The sequence below is a fragment of the Streptomyces sp. NPDC046977 genome (assembly GCF_040644455.1).
Taxonomy (GTDB): Bacteria; Actinomycetota; Actinomycetes; order Streptomycetales; family Streptomycetaceae; genus Actinacidiphila.
Map to the genome: position 1 here is coordinate 154,128 of NZ_JBEYWO010000008.1, position 16,400 is coordinate 170,527.

A 16,400-nucleotide genomic window follows, 5' to 3' on the forward strand; every position below is an offset into this window, starting at 1 on the left:
CCTAACCATGCCGTCCCGCCCCCTCGCCGTCGGTGACGTCATCCACGGCTTCGCCCGCGGCATCTTCGGCCGCGACCACTACCACTGCGTTCGCGTCGAAGCCGTCGGCCCGGACTGGATCGTCGCCCGAGGCGGCAGCGACAGCGAGGACCACCCGAGCTTCGCCACCGGCCGCCGAAGCCTGGGCATGGCCATCCAGACCCGCGACGAGCCGTGCGACCGTGACGACCCGTGCCCGCTGGCTTCGAAGCCGCCGCTGACCACGGCAGCGCCCCGGATCGTCGTCGAGCTCAACGGCGGCGAGGACAGGTTCACCGAGTTCGTTCGCGAGTACGTCCGCCGCGAGGGCGGCCCGCTCACCTGACATGGCGAAGGGCGCGCCCAGACCTCCCCAGGACAGACGCGCCCCACAACACCGCAACGCTCCGAGCCTACGCCCCGCCAGCAACACCAGGAGCACGCGATGACCCGCACCCCCATCGACAACCTCACCACCGTGCTCCGGCACTGGGACGACCTCCACGACATGCTCACCACCACCCACGGCACCACCTGGCCCCCCGCCGGCCGCCTCCGCGACCACCTCGCAGCGCTCACCGCCGCCGAACGCGACGAACGAGCCCAACGCCGCGCCGACGAACGCGCCGACTCCACCCCCGACGCCCTCGGCGAATCACCCGCACCGATCCGCCTCCAGGTCCTCGACACCATGCGCGACGTCCAACAGGCCCTCGTCTACTGCGCCGACACCATCGCCGCCGCCGTCCAACGCCCGCCCATGCGCCCGGCCCCCCGCGGCGCCGGCTGGACCCCCGCCGAGATCGCGCAGCGGGATCAGCTCGCCGCGAACGACGCCGACGACCCCCGCCGCTGGACGTGGCCGACGCTCGCCCGCGGCGCCAACGGCGCTGTCACGCGCCCGTACCGCGACCGGCTCGGCGGCCCGCCGATGGCGAGGACCGCGCGGGAGGCCGCGAACTGGCTGATCCTGCGCCTCCAGGGCGAGCCGGGCCCGTTCGTGCCGCTGACCGCGCTCCACCGCGAGCAGATCGCGCAGGCCGCCCGCGCGTGCGCGGAGCAGGTGCAGCGCGCGATCGACCTCGTCCGCGACGCGCACCGCCTCACGGAGCCGTGCCCCGGGTGCCGCGGCCAGCTGCTGCTCCACTCCGGCGACGGGCAGCCGCCGGCCGTGCAGTGCGCGGACTGCGGGCGGACGTGGACCGAGACCGAGACAGCAGCCTGACCGAAGGAGAGAGCGATGACCGAGAACACCGAGCCCGAGTACCTCGCCCGCGTCCGACAGGCATGGGCCAACACCGACGACTCCGGCGAACGCCTCGCCGAACTCGACATGGACCCCCACCGCTTCAAAGCGATCATCGACGGCCAGCAGCGCGCCACCTCGCTGGACCTGGCCGTCATGGCCAGCGCCTTCCGTGTCACCGTCGACTGGCTCCTGGCGGGGGAGCGTCCACGCTTCGGGCTGCCCTGGGAGTCAGGCGTCCAGCACCGCTTCACCGCCTGCCCGGTGTCCGCCGACGAAGAGCGGGCCGCCACCGAACGCGCCCGCCAGGCCGCAGCCGAGGGCGAGAAGGCCACCGCGTGGTCCAGGGACAGCACCACCGAGCGCTACGCCTACGACCTACACCAGGCCCTTGGCCTCCCCGCACACGACGGCGTCCCGCACCAAGGCCACCCGTCCGCGGAAGCGTGGTGGACCGAACTCCTCGCCACCGCCCGCGCCCTCGCCACCCGCCCGACGCCGGCCGCGCGCGCCGACTGGGCCGAAGACCTCGACGACTGGGGCGACCGCGACACCTGCCGCGTCATCGACGTCGACGGGGAACCCATCCGCCTCCACGGCGCCAGCGCACTCACCGAGGACGGCATCGCAGCCGTGGGCCAGGTCATCGCAGCCGCCCGACGCCACGCGGACGCGCACCCGCCGGTCGTGCCAGACGACGACGGCACCGAGTCCGCACTGACCCGCCGTATCCGGGCGCAGCAGCGGGGCGCCATCGTTGCGCCGGACGTGCCAGACTGAGACCCGTTCGGCGTGCGCGAGCCCCAGGCAGGCTCCGGGTGCACCTCGCCGGACACGCGTGTTGGACAGGCAGATGGGCCCGCCCCCAAGCCCGGGGCGGGCCCATCGTCATGCCTGCTGGGGCTACGGGCGCCAGTCGTCGGCGCGGTAGTCCGGATGCCCGGCGTACGGCCGGGCGAGAGCTTCCACCGTGCGGCGCAGCGAGCTGACAGAGCCCGTCAGCCGGTCATAGCTCGACAACGCGGGCCCCGAGTCGTTGAATGCGGCGACGGCGTCCTCGTAGGCCTGCACAATCTGCCGCTTCGCGTCGACCTCGGCGAGCACCCGCCGAGGATCGTGTACCGCGACGTGCTTGCCGACGCCACCCAGTACGTCCGGGATCAGATCAGCGCCACGCGCGGACGCCACCTTGCCGCCGAGTTCGCCCTCCGGCCGGTACACCCAGTCCAGGTTCACCTTGCCGAGCGAGTCGTCCGCCGCGTAGGCGGTTCGCTCGTCCTCGTCGAGCCGGGCCCGCAGGAACTCCACCAGGCCATCAGCCATCTTGCTGCTCCTCGCTCTCCGCCGGGGGCTTGCCCCTCAGGTCCGTACGCCACCCAGGCCGCGTCACCCGATTCCGGAAGTACGGCGCAGCCAGTCGATAGTCCACGGCGTTCGAGCTGCCCACCTTCGAGATAGGCGGGAAGTCCGGATCCGCCTGGGCGATCTTCGACAGCCGCTGATGCGTGATCCGCTCCACGATCCCCTCAGCGACCAGTCTCCGCGCGAGTTCACGGAACGACACCATGTCCGGCCCTCCTTCGGCCTCGGCCATGGGCACCATCCTGTCTGACCCTGTTGCCACATGGCAACAAGGTCTGTACTTTGAAGCTGGCAACAAGACGGCCCTCGTCCCGGCGCCTGGCAGCAAACGGGACGAGGGCCAGACCTCCGAAGCCCGCGAAGACAGACGGAGATCCACGTGAAGCGTACCGACGCACGCCGTCCCCAGCCCAGTACCGCGCCCCAGCTCGGCAACGACGCCCCCGCCCTGCCCGACATCGTCACCAGGCCCCAGCCGCAGCCCCCCACGCCCGCCGTGCTCCAGCTGCTCGCCGACGCTGCCGAGGACTACGCCCAGGCGCAGCACCCCGTCGCCAAGATCGCCTACATCGAGCAGGGCATCGCCGCGCACGCCTCCCTCGTCGAAGCCCTCCACCTCCGGGAGCAGATCCGGAGCGCCAGCTGATGCGCTTCAAGCTGTTCGGCCGCGACGCCGAACTCGCCAAGACGAAGTACGCCGGCCGCGAGTCCGCCACGGACAAGGCCGCCCGCGAACGCCGCACCGGCCACCGCAACGGCGGCGCCGACCGTGCGGCCCGCGCCGGACAGGCCTGGACCGACCGCGAGTTCGACCGCCTCAGGTAACACCCCAGATCGGCCGCGCCCTCGGGTTTCCGTCCCCCACGGCCCGAGGGCGCGGTCTTGACCACCGGAGACCCACGCTCGTGAACCTGCACTGGTACGGCCTCGCCGTCGGCGCCCTCCTCGGCGCCAAACTCCTGCTGTCCATCCCCAGACCCCGCCGCACCCGCACCCAGGCGCAGCGGGCGCTCCCGAGCCTCACCGTCCACGGCGTCGTCACGGTCTACAACGAGGCACCGGCCATGCTCCGGCGCTGCCTCGAATCCCTCCTCGCCCAGACCCGCCGCCCCGCCTCCCTGACCGTCATCGACGACTGCTCCCGCACCCGCGACGCCGAGCACGTCGTCGACCAGCTGCGCCCCGCGTTCACCGAGGCCGGCATCGACCTCCAGCTCATCCGGTTCCCCGTGAACCGCGGCAAGCGCCACGGCCTCGCCGCCGGCTTCAGTGCACAACCGAAGGCGGACGTGTACCTGGCCGTCGACTCCGACACCGTCCTGGCCCCGCATGCCTGCGCCGAACTGCTGCGCCCCTTCGCCCGCCGCCGCGTCCACTCCGTCACCGGCCTCGTCCTCGCCCACAACCGCGCGAGGAACCTCCTCACCCGCCTCATCGACATGCGGTACGTCAACGCGTTCCTCGGCGAACGCGTCGCCTACTCCCGCCTCGGCTCCGTCCTCTGCGCCTGCGGCAGCCTCGCCATGTACCGCGGCTGGGTCATGCGCAAGCACCTCGACGACTTCCTGCAGCAGCGCTTCCTCGGCCAGCCCGCCACGTTCGGCGACGACCGCCGCCTCACCTACTACGCCCTGGCAGAGGGTCAGTCCCTGATCCAGCCCACCGCCGTCGGCTGGACCGACGTCCCCGAGACCCTCAGCCATTACGTCCGCCAGCAGATCCGCTGGGGCAAGTCCTTCATCCGCGAAGGCGCGATCCTCGTCCCGAAGCTCCGGTTCATCACCCGGGCGTTCTGGTGGTTGAACCTTGTCGAGCTCCTCACCTGGCTCGGCTTCACCGCCGGCCTGTTGACCGCGCTCGGCCTCACCGCCGTCCACCCGGCCGGCCTGCAGATCCTCGGCGGGTACGCGGTGTGGGTCTGCGCCATGGCCTGGCTGCGGTCGGTGCACTACCTGCGCTCCGCCCCCGGCGTGCCGCTCGGCGACCGGCTCGGCACGTTCGCCGCGGCCCCGCTGTACGCGCTCCTCAACCTGTGCCTCCTCCTGCCGCTGCGCCTCTACTCCCTCGCGACGCTGCGCCGGAACGGCTGGGGCACCCGCGGCGCCGTCGAGATCGGCGCCCCCGCCGAGCAGCTGGCCGACGACGACACCCTCCGCATCCCCGTCGCCAAGCTCTACGACCCCGACAGCGAGACCACCCTCACCCTCGCCATCCCCGGGCGCCCCGCATGATCCGCCGCCTCATCCGCGACTGCCAGCACGCATTCGTCCTCGGCGCGGCCGTGAGCACCGCCGTCACCGTCCCCGCCCTCATCGCCTACCTCGCCTGCCGCTGACCGACCGCCCCGACGCCTGGAGCCCTCGTGAAGAACCCGACCGCCGCACTCGCAGCGGGCGCCGCCCTCGTCACCATCGCCCTCACCGGCGCCGCCTTCTGGCTCTCCTACGAGCACCTCCACGACATCGCCAGCGGGAATGGCCTCGACGGAGTCCGCGCCTGGGCCTGGCCCGCAACCGTCGACCTGTTCATCGTGGCCGGCGAACTCCTCGTCCTCCGCGCCTCGCTGCGCGGCGTAGTCGACCCGTGGGCGTACGCACTCGCCGCAATCGGCTCCCTCGGCTCCATCGCACTCAACGTGTTCGGCGTCGGCGCCACCGCGCAGCCGATGGAGTACGTCGTAGCCGCCGTCCCGCCGTCGGCTGCACTCGTCGCATTCGGCGCACTCATGCGGCAGGTCCACGACGCGCTGCACCGCATCCAGGACGCAGCCGCCCCCGCTGACGGCGACTTCGAGCGCGCAGCCGAACAGGCCGTCGAGGTCGCCGACGACACCCGCACCGGCCTGGTCCTCGACCTCGCGCCGATGTGGCCGCAGCCGCATCCCGACGTGTGCGCAGCCGCATCCCTCGCAGGCCACGCCCCGTACGCCGTGGCGGAACTCCCGACCGCGGATGCGGACGCGGCGCTGCTGCAGGATGCGCGACGCGTCAACGCAGCCGCACTCGCCGAGACCGGCCGCCCGGCTTCGCTCCGGCGGCTGCAGGCCGATCTCGGCATCGGGCAGCGGCGGGCGCAGCGCATCCAGGCGCAGCTGGCAAGGAGCGCGTGATGCCCCTCGGACTGATCGTCTTCCCGATGCTGACCGTCCTCGCAGCCGCCTGCCTGGCTGCACTCGCGCCCGGCCAGCCGTGGCGGTGGCTACTCCCGGCCGCGCGCACCGCATTCGTCCTCAGCGCCGCCGCCGCCTACATCGTGATCCTGTTCTCCCTGGGGCACTCATGAACCTGTCCGACATCCTGACCACGCCCTACGTGACCCTCGGCGCCCCCACCCTCGGCACGATCGTCTTGCTCCTCGTCCACCTGCGCTGGTGGAAGAAGAGCGGCGGGAAGAAGACCGACGACGGCGGGGGAGGCCGCAGCGTCCTCGCACTGCTGCCGTTCTGGCTGTCCTGGTGCTACGGCATGATCGCCGTCCTCGCCTCGCCCGGCATCAGCGTCCTCGGTATCACCACCCGCGCCGTCCTGTGGAGCGGCAACGGCCTCGGCTACGCCTACCTGGTCTGGGGCATCGGCGGCGACTCGCCCACCGCCACCCGCGCCGCGCCCGTCGTCCTCACCGCCGGCGGCTACGCCGTCTTCGCGATCTGGACCGCCATGGTCATCGGTCATCACCTGTGGTCCAAGCGCATCCCCCGCCAGATGAGCCTGTTCGGGGTCCTGTCCGGCATCTTCATGGGCATGGCCGCCGGTATCGCCGGCGTCGCCGCCGTGCCCCTCGCGAGCGCCATCAACATGGGCGGCGCCTGGTACACGGGAGTCATGCAATGAGCAGCCCTGCCCCCTTCACCACCGTGCACCAGGTCGCCCACGGCGCCGGCATCCTGCTCCGCCAGGCCGGGCCCGCGCTGCGGGCGGGGGAGTGGCGCGAGACCGCCGCCCGCTGGGTCGTCGCGATCATCGTCGGCTCGCTGCTGATCAGCGCCGTCTACCAATACCCCCTGGCCTGGTGGGTCCTCGCTGCTGCGTTCGTGCTGGCCGCACGCGCCGCGGGCAAACCGGAGGAGACCGAGGAGGAGCAGGAGGAGACCCTCGCCGAGGTGGAGCCGCTCACCCCCGAGGGCGTCCTCGAAGTCGTCTGGGACGTCGTCGGCGACCAGCGCGGCGCGCTCCTCACCCTGCTCGCCGCCGAGCTGGGCGCCGCGGACACGAAGGCTGCGCGCGAGCTGCTGGCCGAGGCCGGCATCCCCGTGCGCGCCGGCGTCCGTACACCCGCCGGCAACGGCCCGGGCGTTCACCGCCTGGACCTCCCCTCCCCTGACTCTGGCCGGGCCCCTGTTGGCGTTGTTGCCGCAGGTGAGGCCCCCAACGCCAACGCCAACAACACGTCGGTGGAGGAGGTCGCGGACGGGGTTCGGATCGTGAAGCACGGGCCGTCGCGGCGGCAGGAGGCGGTCCGATGATCCGTCGACTCCTCGTGCGCCTGGTCCCGACGTACTGCGCCAAGTGCGGCTGGTGGACGGAGAACTGCGGGCACTGATCTGCCACACTCGACCCGAGGCCCCGTCGTCACCCCCGTGCGGCGGGGCTTCGTCGTGCACGCCCTCTGTGCAAGTGGATCATTCCGGCGCATACTGGCGGTCCGCTTCACGCCCGGTAGAGGGGCCTCTGCGCGCCTGTTGGTGCGTACCCGAGTTCACGGGACCAGCCGGGCGTGGAGCGCTCCCCGTGCCACACTGGACACGCGCGACCAACGCACCGGGCCGTCACGGCGGCCCTCGTCTGCCGGATCAGGTCGGGCGGCGGCAACGCCAGTCCCTCCCGCAAGCGGTGCCCGAATCAGCGGGACTACATCGCGCGGGGCAGAGGCCCCCGGAGACGTTCGCCCTCGCCCCTCTCGGCCTCTTGCCGTGAGGGGCGTCGTACGCCAGGCTCCTCCCCTCGATGGGACACACGAGGGGGACCGATGCCGCCTTACCAGTCGTCCGACCTGACGCCCGAGCGCCGTTCAGCCCTGGAAGCCGAACTCGTCTTGTACCAATCGTTGGCCAAGCGCGCCGAGATGGACCTGAAGAAGCACGTGGCCAAGGCGAGTGCCGAGGGCTTGACGCTGCGAGACATCGCCAGGGTTCTGAAACTCCAGAGTCCGACCACAGCGTCCCGATGGCGGGACGAGGCGCAGCAGGAGTAGCCGCGCCCACTCCGTCACGAAACCGTCACAACGCCCACAACCCCCGCCGCACCCCGCCACCCTGGGCGCACCCACACGCATCACTACACCGGGGGACAAGCCCATGTACCAGCCGCCGCAACCCCAGCGCCAGGTCATCGAGCAGGGCGCGAACCACACGCTGCACATCATCTTGAGCATCTTCACATGCGGCCTGTGGCTGCCGATCTGGGCCATCGCCGCGGCCATGGGACGCAAGAAGACCATCACGTCGTACGGGCCGCCGGTACAGCAGTCGTACCCCTCGCAGTACCCGCCGCAGGGCCAGTACGGGCCGCCACCCGGCCAACTCCCGCCCGGGCAGACCCCGCCGCCCGGCTACGGCTACCCGCCGCCCCAGCCACAGCAGAACTGGCAGCAGCCGCCCCCCGGGGCGTGACGATCGTCTGCACCTAGTTGCAAAACTGGTGATCGTCCGTCATCCTGGCCTCACGTCCGGCGTGCCCGGACCCATACGACTCCCAACGGCCCCCCGCCACCAGGCAGGGGGCCGTTCTGCATGCCCAGGAGGTGACCGCCATGTCCTACCGCGACAAGGTTGATCCCCTCCCAGAGGAAGAGCGCGACGAGATCCGCGCCCTGCATGCACAAGGTCTCGGCCGCAACGAGATCGCCCGCCGCCTCGGACGCTCCGGCCGTACCATCACCGTCGTCGCCCAGGACATGGGACTGACCTTCGACCGCACCGCCACCGAGGAAGCCACCCGCGCCCGTGTCGCCGACCTCGCCGAGAAGCGCACCATCCTCGCCGAAGCCCTCACCGACGACGCCCTGCGCCTCACCGAACAGCTCTGGCAGCCCGCCGTCGTCTTCAACATCGGCGGCAAGGACAACAAGTACACCGAGAAGCACGTTGACCAGCCCCCCGCGGACGCCAAGAAGAACCTCGTCGCGGCAGCAGGCATGGCCATCGACCGCTCGCTGCGCCTTGTCCCGCCCGCCAACAGCGACGGCGGAGACGACGCCCGATCCGTGCTCGGCCGCATGATGGTCGGCCTCGCCGAGGTCTACCAGCAGAGCCAGGCCGCGCAGGAGAGCGAGGCCGGTGATGCTCCGTGACCTGCCCGTCCCGCTCTCGCACCGGCAACTCGACTACATCGTCAACAGCAACGCGTTCGTCAACCTGTCCGAAGGCAGCATCCGGTCCGGCAAGACGTTCTCCTCGCTCCTGCGCTGGCTCGTCTACGTAGCCACCGCCCCCCGCGGCGGGGAACTCGCCGTCGTCGGCCGCACCCGCGACTCCATCAACCGCAACGTGTTCGGCCCGCTCATGGACCCGTCCCTGTTCGGCTCCCTGGCCAAGCACGTCCACTACACCAACGGCGCCAGCACCGCGACGATCCTCGGCCGCACCATCCACATCCTCGGCGCATCCGACGCCAAGGCCGAGAAGGTCCTCCGAGGCCTCACCTGCGCGGGCGCCTACATCGACGAGCTCACCGTCATCTCCGAGGACTTCTTCCAGCAGCTCCTCGGCCGCTGCTCCGTCGATGGCGCCCAGATCTTCGCCACGACCAACCCCGACTCCCCGGCCCACTGGGTACGGCGCCGCTTCCTGGACCGGCTGGGCAAGCTGGAGGACTGGCGGGTCTGGCACTTCCAGCTCGACGACAACCCGGCCCTGTCGGAGAAGGTCAAGAACCGCTACAAGCGGATGTATACCGGCCTGTGGTTCCGTCGGTTCATCCTCGGCGAATGGGTTGCCGCCGAGGGCGCGGTCTTCGACATGTGGGACCCGGCCCGGCACGTCGTCCCCTGGCAGCGCCTGCCGGCGATGCAGCGGATGCTCGCGCTCGGCTCCGACTACGGCACCACCAACGCGTCCACGGGCCTGCTCCTGGGCCTCGGCGCGGACCGCCGCCTGTATCTGGTCGACGAATGGCGGCATGACCCGCTGCACGCCCAGGCTCGTCTCACCGACGGCCAGCTGTCGGCATCGCTGCGGGACTGGATGACCGAGCCGCACCTGCCGAACGGCGGCCCGGCGTGGCCGGAGTGGGTGGCTGTCGACCCGGCCGCGGCGAGCTTCCGCCTCCAGTTGTTCCGGGACGGCTTGACCTCGCACGAGGCCGACAACGACGTGCTGCGCGGCATCACGATGCTCGCCACGCTCCTTGCCGAGGGCCAGCTCCTGGTGTCCGACCGGTGCGAGGGCTTCATCCGCGAAGCCCCGGGCTACTCGTGGGACCCCAAGGCCACCGAAGAGGGCAAGGACAAGCCGCTGAAGATGGCCGACCACTCGCTGGACGGCGGCCGGTACGCGGTCGCGACGACCGAGGCCCTGTGGCGGCCGCACCTGATCACCCCCGAAGAGCTGGAGATGGCCGCGTAGCAGGCCGCGAGGAGGCGACACCGTATGGCCCTGCCTACCGGCAACATCGAGTGGCCGCCGCCCCGCCTCCGCCCCGCGCTCACCGCCATGAACTGCTGGGACGCCTGGTACGGCGGCGACCCCGAACGCCTCACCGCGCTCTACGGCGGAGGCAGCGCCGGGCCCGACCCCAAGCCCCTCCAGTACAGCACCGGCGTCATGGGCCGCTTCGCCCGCTGGTGGTGGGGCACCCCTCCCGCACCCGGCGAGCAGCGCACCAAGCTCCACGTCCCCATCGCAGGCGACATCTGCGGCGCATCCTCCGACCTCCTCTTCTCGGAGGCCCCGGTGCTGCGAGCCGGCGACGACACCACACAGAAACGCCTCGACGCCATCTCCGACGAGGGCATGCACGCCTCACTGCAGACCGCGGCCGAAGTCGCCGCAGCCCTCGGCGGCGTGTACCTGCGCCCCGTGTACGACCCGAAGCTCCGCGACCGGCCGTGGCTCGACGCCGTCCACCACGACCGCGCCGTCCCCGAGTTCACCTGGGGCCAACTGTCCGCGGTCACGTTCTGGCGGATCCTCGCCCAGGACAACGGCGAAGTGTGGCGGCACCTGGAGCGCCACGAGCCCGGCGCCACCCTCCACGGCCTGTACAAGGGCACCAGCGACAAGCTCGGCATGCTGATGCCGTTGGAGGAACACCCGGCCACCGCCGGATTCGCTTCCCTCGTCGACGAGCAGGGCGCCATCCCCACCGCCTACAAGGGCCTCGACACCGCGTACATCCCTAACCAGAACTCCCGTCGCTGGCGCGGCATCCCCGCCCTCACCGACCTCGGCCGCTCCGACCTGGAATCCACCGAGCCACTCATGGACGCCCTCGACGAGGCCTACGCCTCGTGGATGCGTGACGTCCGCCTCGCCAAGGGCCGCATCGTCGTGCCCAACGCGTTCCTGCAGAACAACGGGCCGGGCAAGGGTGCTTCGTTCAATCCCGATCAAGAGGCGTACGCGGGCCTGGACATGCTGACCAAGGGCAGCGACGGGGCGCAGCTCACCGTGGTGCAGTTCGCGATCCGCGTGAAGGAGCACCAGGACACCGTCAACGACCTCATCGACCAGATCCTGCGCACCGCCGGCTACTCGGGTCAGACGTTCGGGCGCGGCGGCGACGTTGCTGTCACGGCGACGGAGGTGACCGCGCGGGAGCGCCGGTCGATGACGACGCGCGGGCGGAAGACGCTGCGCTGGCAGGACGGGCTCGCGCACGCGCTGGACGCTCTGCTGGCTGTGGACGCGGAGGTGTTCCGGTCCGGGGTGACGCCGCAGCGGCCCGTGGTGGAGTTCGGCGACAGCGTGTCGGAGGACCCGCTGACGCTGGCGAACACGATCGAGGCACTGGCGCGGGCCGAGGCCGCGTCGGCTGAGACGAAAGTTCGGATGCTCAACCCGGACTGGGACGACACGCTTGTCCGTGCGGAGACCGACCGGATCATGAAGGAGTCCGGGCGGCTGGTGGGCGACCCGACGATGCCAGGAGCCGGAGGTATGGCCGGTGGCGGTTTCCCCGGGTGACGCCGAGCACCTTGCCGCCGCTGTAGCAGCCGAGTTCGGAGTCGCCGAGCAGACCGTGGTGCAGCTGCTCCGCGACATGCTCACCCCCGGCATCACCCGGCCCGGCTGGGCGCGCGCCCGCACCGCCGCATCCGGGCTGCTCCGCCGCGCCCTGCAACGCCTCATCCCCGGCCTCCGCCAGCGCGCGGCCGCCGCCGCCGAGCACGCGGTCACCGAAGCCCACCACATCGGCGACCGGGCCGCCCGCGCCGAACTCGACCACCACCGCCTGCCGCCCGGCCCCGACGACCTCGACACCACGCCCGTCGACCGGCTCTTCCGCGCCCTGCATCAGGACTTCGAACCGGTCTACGCCCGCATCCTGCGCCAGCCCGAGGACGTGTACCGCGACGTCATCGCTCGCGCCTCCGCAGGCGTGCTGGAGGGCCAGATCACCCGACGGCAGGCGGCGCAGCGAGCGCTCGATGATTTCGCGAACCGCGGCGTTTCGGGCTTCGTCGACTCCCGCGGCCGGAACTGGGAGATGGCCGCGTACGTGTCGATGGCCGTCCGCACCGTCTGCGGCCGCGCTGCCGTCCAGGCTCACGCCGACCGGCTCACCGCCGCCGGCCACTCCCTCGTGTACGTGGGTGCCCCCGGCGGGTCGTGCCCGCTGTGCGCACCGTGGGAGGGCAAGGTCCTCGCCCTCACGGGCCCGCCCGGCGCCCGCGACGTGCGGCTGCCGCACACCACCGAGCGCCGCCGTACGGTCACCGTGCACGTTGCCGGGTCGCTGATGGAGGCGCGCGCGGCCGGGTTCCAGCACCCCAACTGCCGCCACTCCGTCAGCCTCTATCTGCCGGGTGTGACCGAGCTGCCGACCGCCCCGCCGGCCGCGTACCGCTATGAGGACCTGCAGCAGCAGCGCTACCTGGAGCGGCAGGTCCGCCGGTGGAAGCGCCGCGAGCTGGCCGCGATGGACCAGCAGGGCCGGGACGCGGCACGTCTGCGGATCCGCGGCTATCAGGCGCGCCTGCGCGACCTCACGCGGGAGACCGGGCAGCGGCGCAAGCCGGAGCGCGAGCAGATCGACTACGCCCACTAGGCCATCGGCGACGGACCCTCGCCCGTCAGCTCGATCTCCCACAGAGAGCCGTCCAACGTGACGCTCTGGATGTACGCGCGGCCGGTGCCGACCTCCGGCACGCGGACCTCGACCGGCCCGGGGAGCAGTGCCCAGTCCGAGTTGACCGCGGGGACTTCGCTCCGGGCCGCCTTGGCGGCGCCGTCCCAACTCCTCACGACCCATCCGTCGCCGCCTTCGGCGTGCTCACCGATGCGCACCCGGGCGAACTCGACACCGTTGATCATGGCCGGTCCGTCGTACCTGCTGAGGCTGATCTCGATTGCCGACATGCCTCCAGTGTGACTGCCGCGCCGCACGCCCGGCACACAAAGACTTCGGCCCGCCAGGTGTGGGCCGGGAACCACGGCACCCGCCAGGCGCGGGGCCACCCTCAGCCGTCCGCCAGGCGCGGGCGCAGCACGCCCGGGAGGGCACCCATGAGCAAGAAGACCCTCGCCCGCCAGCGCCGGGACATCGCCTGGTCGCACCCCTACGGCCACGGCCCTTTCTCCCCGTTCCTGTACGCGGACGGCGGGGACGACGACGGCTCCGATTCCAGCAGCAGCGACAGCGGTGACGACCGCGGGACCGACGACACCAGCAGCGACACGGGCGGAGACGACAGCCAGGAAGACGACAGCACGTCGGACTCCGGCGATGACGAGGCAGGCAAGGGCAGCAAGAAGCCCACGGCGAAGGACAGCGGAGGGGAAGACCCCGCCGCGAAGATCGCCCGCCTGGAGAAGCAGCTCAAGGACGCCAACGCGGAAGCGGGCAAGGCCCGCACCACCGCGAAGCAGCAGGCTGCGGACGAGGCCCGCACCTCGCTGGTGCAGGAACTCGGCAAGGCCCTCGGCCTCGTCAAGGACGAGAAGGAGACCCCGCCCGACCCCGCGCAGCTCCAGGCGCACATCGAGCGGGCCACCGCGGCGCACCGCGAGACCGCGATCGAGCTGGCCGTGTTCAAGGGCGCGTCCAAGCACAGCGCGGACCCGACAGCGCTCACCGACAGCCGGGCGTTCATGACCAAGCTCGGCAAGCTCGACCCGTCGGCGGACGACTTCGGCAAGAAGGTCAACGAGGCCATCAAGCAGGCCGTCGCCGACAACCCCAAGCTCAAGGCCGCAGGCCAGGCGCCCGCGTCCTCATCCGGCGATTTCACCGGCGGGACCGGTGAGCCGGACAACACCGACACCGGTTCCGATATCGACAAAGCCCGCGCCGAGCGCCGCAAGCGCCGCGCCGGATAAGGAGGGCCCACCGTGGCTAACACCCTGCTCACCCCGAGCGTCATCGCCAACCAGGCGCTCGCCACCCTGTACGAGTCCACCGTCATGGCGAACCTCGTACACCGCGACTACGAGAACGAGTTCGCACGCAAGATCGGCGACGCGATCACCATCCGCAAGCCCGCCGTCTTCACCGCGAACGAGTACACCCGCTCGTCCGGCATCACCGTTCAGGACGTCACCGAGACCTCGGTCAACCTCACCCTGAACCACATGGCCGACGTGTCGTTCGCCGTCACCGCCGAAGACCTCACCCTCAAGATCGAGGACTTCGACGAGCAGCTCCTCGGGCCGGCCATGGAGGCCATCGCCCAGAAGATCGACCGCGACCTCCTCGCGCTGCGCGACGACATCACCGCCGAGGTCGGCGACATCGCGGCCGCCGGGCCGCCCGCCACCTACCTGTGGTCCGACCCGCGCGTCCTCGTCGAGGCCGGCATGACCCTCGACGTCAAGAAGGTCCCCACCACGGACCGGCGTGTCGTCACCGGCCCGGTCACGGCCGCGCAGTGGATCGCCGACCCCACGTTCCACCAGGCCGACAAGCGCGGATCCACCGAGGGCCTCACCGAGGCCAGCCTCGGGCGCCGCGTCTTCGGCTTCGACCCGTACATGACGCAGAACATCGCCGTGCCCTCCCCGCAGGGCTCCGGCATCTCCACCACCGAGGTCGGCATCGCCTTCCACCGCACCGCCCTCGCGCTGGCCTTCCGCCCGCTGGCCCTCCCCAAGGGCAACCCGAACGCCGCGATCGCGAACTACAAGGGCTTCGGCCTGCGCGTCATCTACGGCTACGACATGGACAAGAAGCAGGACGTCGTCAGCATCGACTGCCTGTACGGCACCAAGGTCCTCGACGCCAACCGGGCCGTGCTCATCAAGGGCGTCGACGGCTGATCCCCGGGGGCGCGCATGCGCCACCCGCCCTGAGGCCCGCCCGAGTGCGGGCCTTTCGCATGCCCACCCTCAGGAAGGGAGCCCCCCATGGGGTACAAGGTCCACAGCGTGGACGGCAAGGCCGGCGAGGTCGACCTCAGCGCCGCCCGCACCTACAGCCAGTCCATCCGCGTCCCGTCCGGCACCGCCGGCACGTACCAGCTCGCCAAGGTCCCGGCCGCGGCCGCCATCATCGCCGTGCGCGCCTACCGCACCGGCGGCTCCGCGGGCACCGTGCAGGTCAAGAAGGGCGCCAGCGACATCCTCGCCTCGGCGCTGGCCACCACCACCGACTCGTGGGCGGGCAGCACCACCGTGCAGAACGCCAGCTGCGCGGCCGGCGACAACATCTCCGTTGTCCTGGCCTCCACGGCCGGGTCACCGACGGAGATCCTGGTACAGGTCGACTACCGGACGGCGGTCCCGGCATGACCGTCCGGTACCACAACGAGAACACGGGCGACGTCGTCGAGTACGACGAGCCCAGTGCCCGCCTGGACGCGCTGTCGAACTGGCGGCGCGTCGATGACGGGCAGGCGCTGCCGCCGCTCGTGGAGGACGGTGTCCTGTCCCGCGGCGCCTCGACCGAGCCCGTACCGAGCCCCGCTCCGCCTGTGGAGCCCGCTTCGGCGACCCCGCCGGAGAACACCAGCCCGCCGGAGCGCTCGGCGCTGAAGGCGGAGTGGGTCGCGTACGCGCTGTCGCAGGCGCAGGACTCCGATGAGGAGGCCGCGATCGGCGACCTGACCAAGGAGCAGCTCATCGAGGCCTACGGCCGGACGGGAGACGAGTGATGGCACTCACCAGCGGCATGTCCGTCGCCGTCAACGGCGACCTCACCTCCGGTCTCGATCTCGGCTCGGCCACGGCGACCATCGCGGCCCGCAAGGCACTCGCGCTGGCGTCCGGCACGGGGGCCGGGAAGGCCGACCGGATCTTCCAGGACCGGCGCACCCTGGCCGCGTCCGCGTCGGAGGATCTCGACCTCGCCGGGGTCCTGGTCGACGCCTTCGGGGCGACGATCAGCTTCGCCCGGGTCAAGGGCCTGTACATCGCGGCCGCGACCGGCAACACCAACAACGTGGTCGTCGGCGGCGCCTCGTCCAACGGCTTCATCTCCTGGGTCGGCGGCGCCACGCACACCGTGACCGTCCGCCCGGGCGGCGTCCTGGCCCTGATGACGGGCGCGGCCGACGCGACCGGCTACGCGGTCACCGCAACCACGGCCGACCTCCTGCACATCGCCAACTCCGGGGGCACCACGGGCGTCACGTACGACGTGGTCATCCTCGGGGCATCGGCGTAGTTGCCCTCCTCGGCGAG

Annotated in this window: 24 protein-coding genes; 21 read left to right on the forward strand and 3 right to left on the reverse strand. The window is 71.5% G+C overall.

Going from position 1 to position 16,400, the window contains the following annotated elements; all coding sequences use genetic code 11:
* Positions 1–7: 7 nt before the first annotated feature.
* The 3 genes from ABZ883_RS14770 (at position 8) to ABZ883_RS14780 (ending at position 2,044) form a co-directional block, all read left to right on the forward strand.
* The gene (locus ABZ883_RS14770) at positions 8–364 is read left to right on the forward strand and encodes a hypothetical protein (protein WP_360905999.1); all 357 of its coding nucleotides are present in this window, start codon (positions 8–10) and stop codon (positions 362–364) included.
* A 99-nt stretch (positions 365–463) separates the two neighbouring features.
* A complete protein-coding gene (locus tag ABZ883_RS14775; RefSeq protein ID WP_360906000.1) occupies positions 464–1,243 on the forward strand; it encodes a hypothetical protein in 780 nt (259 codons plus the stop codon).
* A 15-nt stretch (positions 1,244–1,258) separates the two neighbouring features.
* Complete coding sequence (locus tag ABZ883_RS14780; protein WP_360906001.1) at positions 1,259–2,044, forward strand: hypothetical protein; 786 nt, start codon at positions 1,259–1,261, stop codon at positions 2,042–2,044.
* A gap of 123 nt (positions 2,045–2,167) precedes the next feature.
* Here ABZ883_RS14780 and ABZ883_RS14785 read toward each other — a convergent pair whose 3' ends face one another.
* Positions 2,168–2,587, reverse strand: a complete 420-nt coding sequence (locus ABZ883_RS14785) for a DUF6221 family protein (protein ID WP_360906002.1) — start codon at positions 2,585–2,587, stop codon at positions 2,168–2,170.
* On the reverse strand, positions 2,580–2,858 hold the full coding sequence (locus tag ABZ883_RS14790) for a hypothetical protein (RefSeq protein WP_360906003.1): 279 nt from the start codon (positions 2,856–2,858) through the stop codon (positions 2,580–2,582). Before ABZ883_RS14790 ends, ABZ883_RS14785 begins: the two co-directional genes overlap by 8 nt.
* Before the next feature lie 147 nt (positions 2,859–3,005).
* On the opposite strand from ABZ883_RS14790, the gene ABZ883_RS14795 reads away from it, so the two are divergent.
* The 13 genes from ABZ883_RS14795 to ABZ883_RS14855 all read left to right on the forward strand — a co-directional run bounded on the left by ABZ883_RS14795 (position 3,006) and on the right by ABZ883_RS14855 (position 12,831).
* Positions 3,006–3,272 carry a hypothetical protein gene (locus ABZ883_RS14795; protein WP_360906004.1) on the forward strand — a complete coding sequence of 89 codons (267 nt, stop codon included), beginning with the start codon at positions 3,006–3,008 and terminating at the stop codon, positions 3,270–3,272.
* Positions 3,272–3,451, forward strand: coding sequence for a hypothetical protein (locus ABZ883_RS14800; RefSeq protein WP_360906005.1), 180 nt, complete (start codon positions 3,272–3,274; stop codon positions 3,449–3,451). The genes ABZ883_RS14795 and ABZ883_RS14800 overlap by 1 nt, the downstream gene beginning before the upstream one ends.
* Before the next feature lie 80 nt (positions 3,452–3,531).
* Positions 3,532–4,857: a glycosyltransferase gene (locus ABZ883_RS14805; RefSeq protein ID WP_360906006.1), complete on the forward strand. Its 1,326-nt coding sequence runs from the start codon at positions 3,532–3,534 to the stop codon at positions 4,855–4,857.
* Positions 4,858–4,988: 131 nt separating this feature from the next.
* Positions 4,989–5,735 carry a DUF2637 domain-containing protein gene (locus tag ABZ883_RS14810; RefSeq protein ID WP_360906007.1) on the forward strand — a complete coding sequence of 249 codons (747 nt, stop codon included), beginning with the start codon at positions 4,989–4,991 and terminating at the stop codon, positions 5,733–5,735.
* Entirely contained in the window at positions 5,735–5,908 is a 174-nt protein-coding gene (locus tag ABZ883_RS14815; RefSeq protein ID WP_360906008.1) for a hypothetical protein, read from the forward strand. Before ABZ883_RS14810 ends, ABZ883_RS14815 begins: the two co-directional genes overlap by 1 nt.
* On the forward strand, positions 5,905–6,456 hold the full coding sequence (locus tag ABZ883_RS14820) for a hypothetical protein (RefSeq protein WP_360906009.1): 552 nt from the start codon (positions 5,905–5,907) through the stop codon (positions 6,454–6,456). The genes ABZ883_RS14815 and ABZ883_RS14820 overlap by 4 nt, the downstream gene beginning before the upstream one ends.
* Positions 6,453–7,088 (forward strand): hypothetical protein, encoded by a 636-nt coding sequence (locus tag ABZ883_RS14825; RefSeq protein WP_360906010.1) that lies wholly within the window; start codon positions 6,453–6,455, stop codon positions 7,086–7,088. Before ABZ883_RS14820 ends, ABZ883_RS14825 begins: the two co-directional genes overlap by 4 nt.
* Before the next feature lie 503 nt (positions 7,089–7,591).
* A complete protein-coding gene (locus tag ABZ883_RS14830) occupies positions 7,592–7,816 on the forward strand; it encodes a hypothetical protein (protein ID WP_360906011.1) in 225 nt (74 codons plus the stop codon).
* Positions 7,817–7,919: 103 nt separating this feature from the next.
* A complete protein-coding gene (locus ABZ883_RS14835) occupies positions 7,920–8,234 on the forward strand; it encodes a hypothetical protein (RefSeq protein WP_360906012.1) in 315 nt (104 codons plus the stop codon).
* 140 nt (positions 8,235–8,374) lie between these two features.
* Entirely contained in the window at positions 8,375–8,914 is a 540-nt protein-coding gene (locus ABZ883_RS14840) for a helix-turn-helix domain-containing protein (protein ID WP_360906013.1), read from the forward strand.
* Positions 8,904–10,187: a PBSX family phage terminase large subunit gene (locus ABZ883_RS14845; RefSeq protein WP_360906159.1), complete on the forward strand. Its 1,284-nt coding sequence runs from the start codon at positions 8,904–8,906 to the stop codon at positions 10,185–10,187. Before ABZ883_RS14840 ends, ABZ883_RS14845 begins: the two co-directional genes overlap by 11 nt.
* A 24-nt stretch (positions 10,188–10,211) precedes the next feature.
* Positions 10,212–11,747, forward strand: coding sequence for a capsid protein (locus tag ABZ883_RS14850; RefSeq protein WP_360906014.1), 1,536 nt, complete (start codon positions 10,212–10,214; stop codon positions 11,745–11,747).
* Entirely contained in the window at positions 11,728–12,831 is a 1,104-nt protein-coding gene (locus ABZ883_RS14855) for a phage minor capsid protein (RefSeq protein ID WP_360906015.1), read from the forward strand. Before ABZ883_RS14850 ends, ABZ883_RS14855 begins: the two co-directional genes overlap by 20 nt.
* Here ABZ883_RS14855 and ABZ883_RS14860 read toward each other — a convergent pair.
* Positions 12,828–13,142 (reverse strand): hypothetical protein, encoded by a 315-nt coding sequence (locus tag ABZ883_RS14860; RefSeq protein WP_360906016.1) that lies wholly within the window; start codon positions 13,140–13,142, stop codon positions 12,828–12,830. The genes ABZ883_RS14855 and ABZ883_RS14860 overlap by 4 nt on opposite strands.
* 147 nt (positions 13,143–13,289) lie before the next feature.
* On the opposite strand from ABZ883_RS14860, the gene ABZ883_RS14865 reads away from it, so the two are divergent.
* The 5 genes from ABZ883_RS14865 to ABZ883_RS14885 all read left to right on the forward strand — a co-directional run bounded on the left by ABZ883_RS14865 (position 13,290) and on the right by ABZ883_RS14885 (position 16,383).
* Positions 13,290–14,102 carry a hypothetical protein gene (locus ABZ883_RS14865; RefSeq protein ID WP_360906017.1) on the forward strand — a complete coding sequence of 271 codons (813 nt, stop codon included), beginning with the start codon at positions 13,290–13,292 and terminating at the stop codon, positions 14,100–14,102.
* Positions 14,103–14,114: 12 nt separating this feature from the next.
* On the forward strand, positions 14,115–15,038 hold the full coding sequence (locus ABZ883_RS14870) for a P22 phage major capsid protein family protein (RefSeq protein WP_360906018.1): 924 nt from the start codon (positions 14,115–14,117) through the stop codon (positions 15,036–15,038).
* An 87-nt stretch (positions 15,039–15,125) separates the two neighbouring features.
* Positions 15,126–15,509 carry a hypothetical protein gene (locus ABZ883_RS14875; RefSeq protein ID WP_360906019.1) on the forward strand — a complete coding sequence of 128 codons (384 nt, stop codon included), beginning with the start codon at positions 15,126–15,128 and terminating at the stop codon, positions 15,507–15,509.
* Positions 15,506–15,871, forward strand: coding sequence for a hypothetical protein (locus ABZ883_RS14880; RefSeq protein ID WP_360906020.1), 366 nt, complete (start codon positions 15,506–15,508; stop codon positions 15,869–15,871). Before ABZ883_RS14875 ends, ABZ883_RS14880 begins: the two co-directional genes overlap by 4 nt.
* The gene (locus ABZ883_RS14885) at positions 15,871–16,383 is read left to right on the forward strand and encodes a hypothetical protein (RefSeq protein ID WP_360906021.1); all 513 of its coding nucleotides are present in this window, start codon (positions 15,871–15,873) and stop codon (positions 16,381–16,383) included. Before ABZ883_RS14880 ends, ABZ883_RS14885 begins: the two co-directional genes overlap by 1 nt.
* Positions 16,384–16,400: the final 17 nt, after the last annotated feature.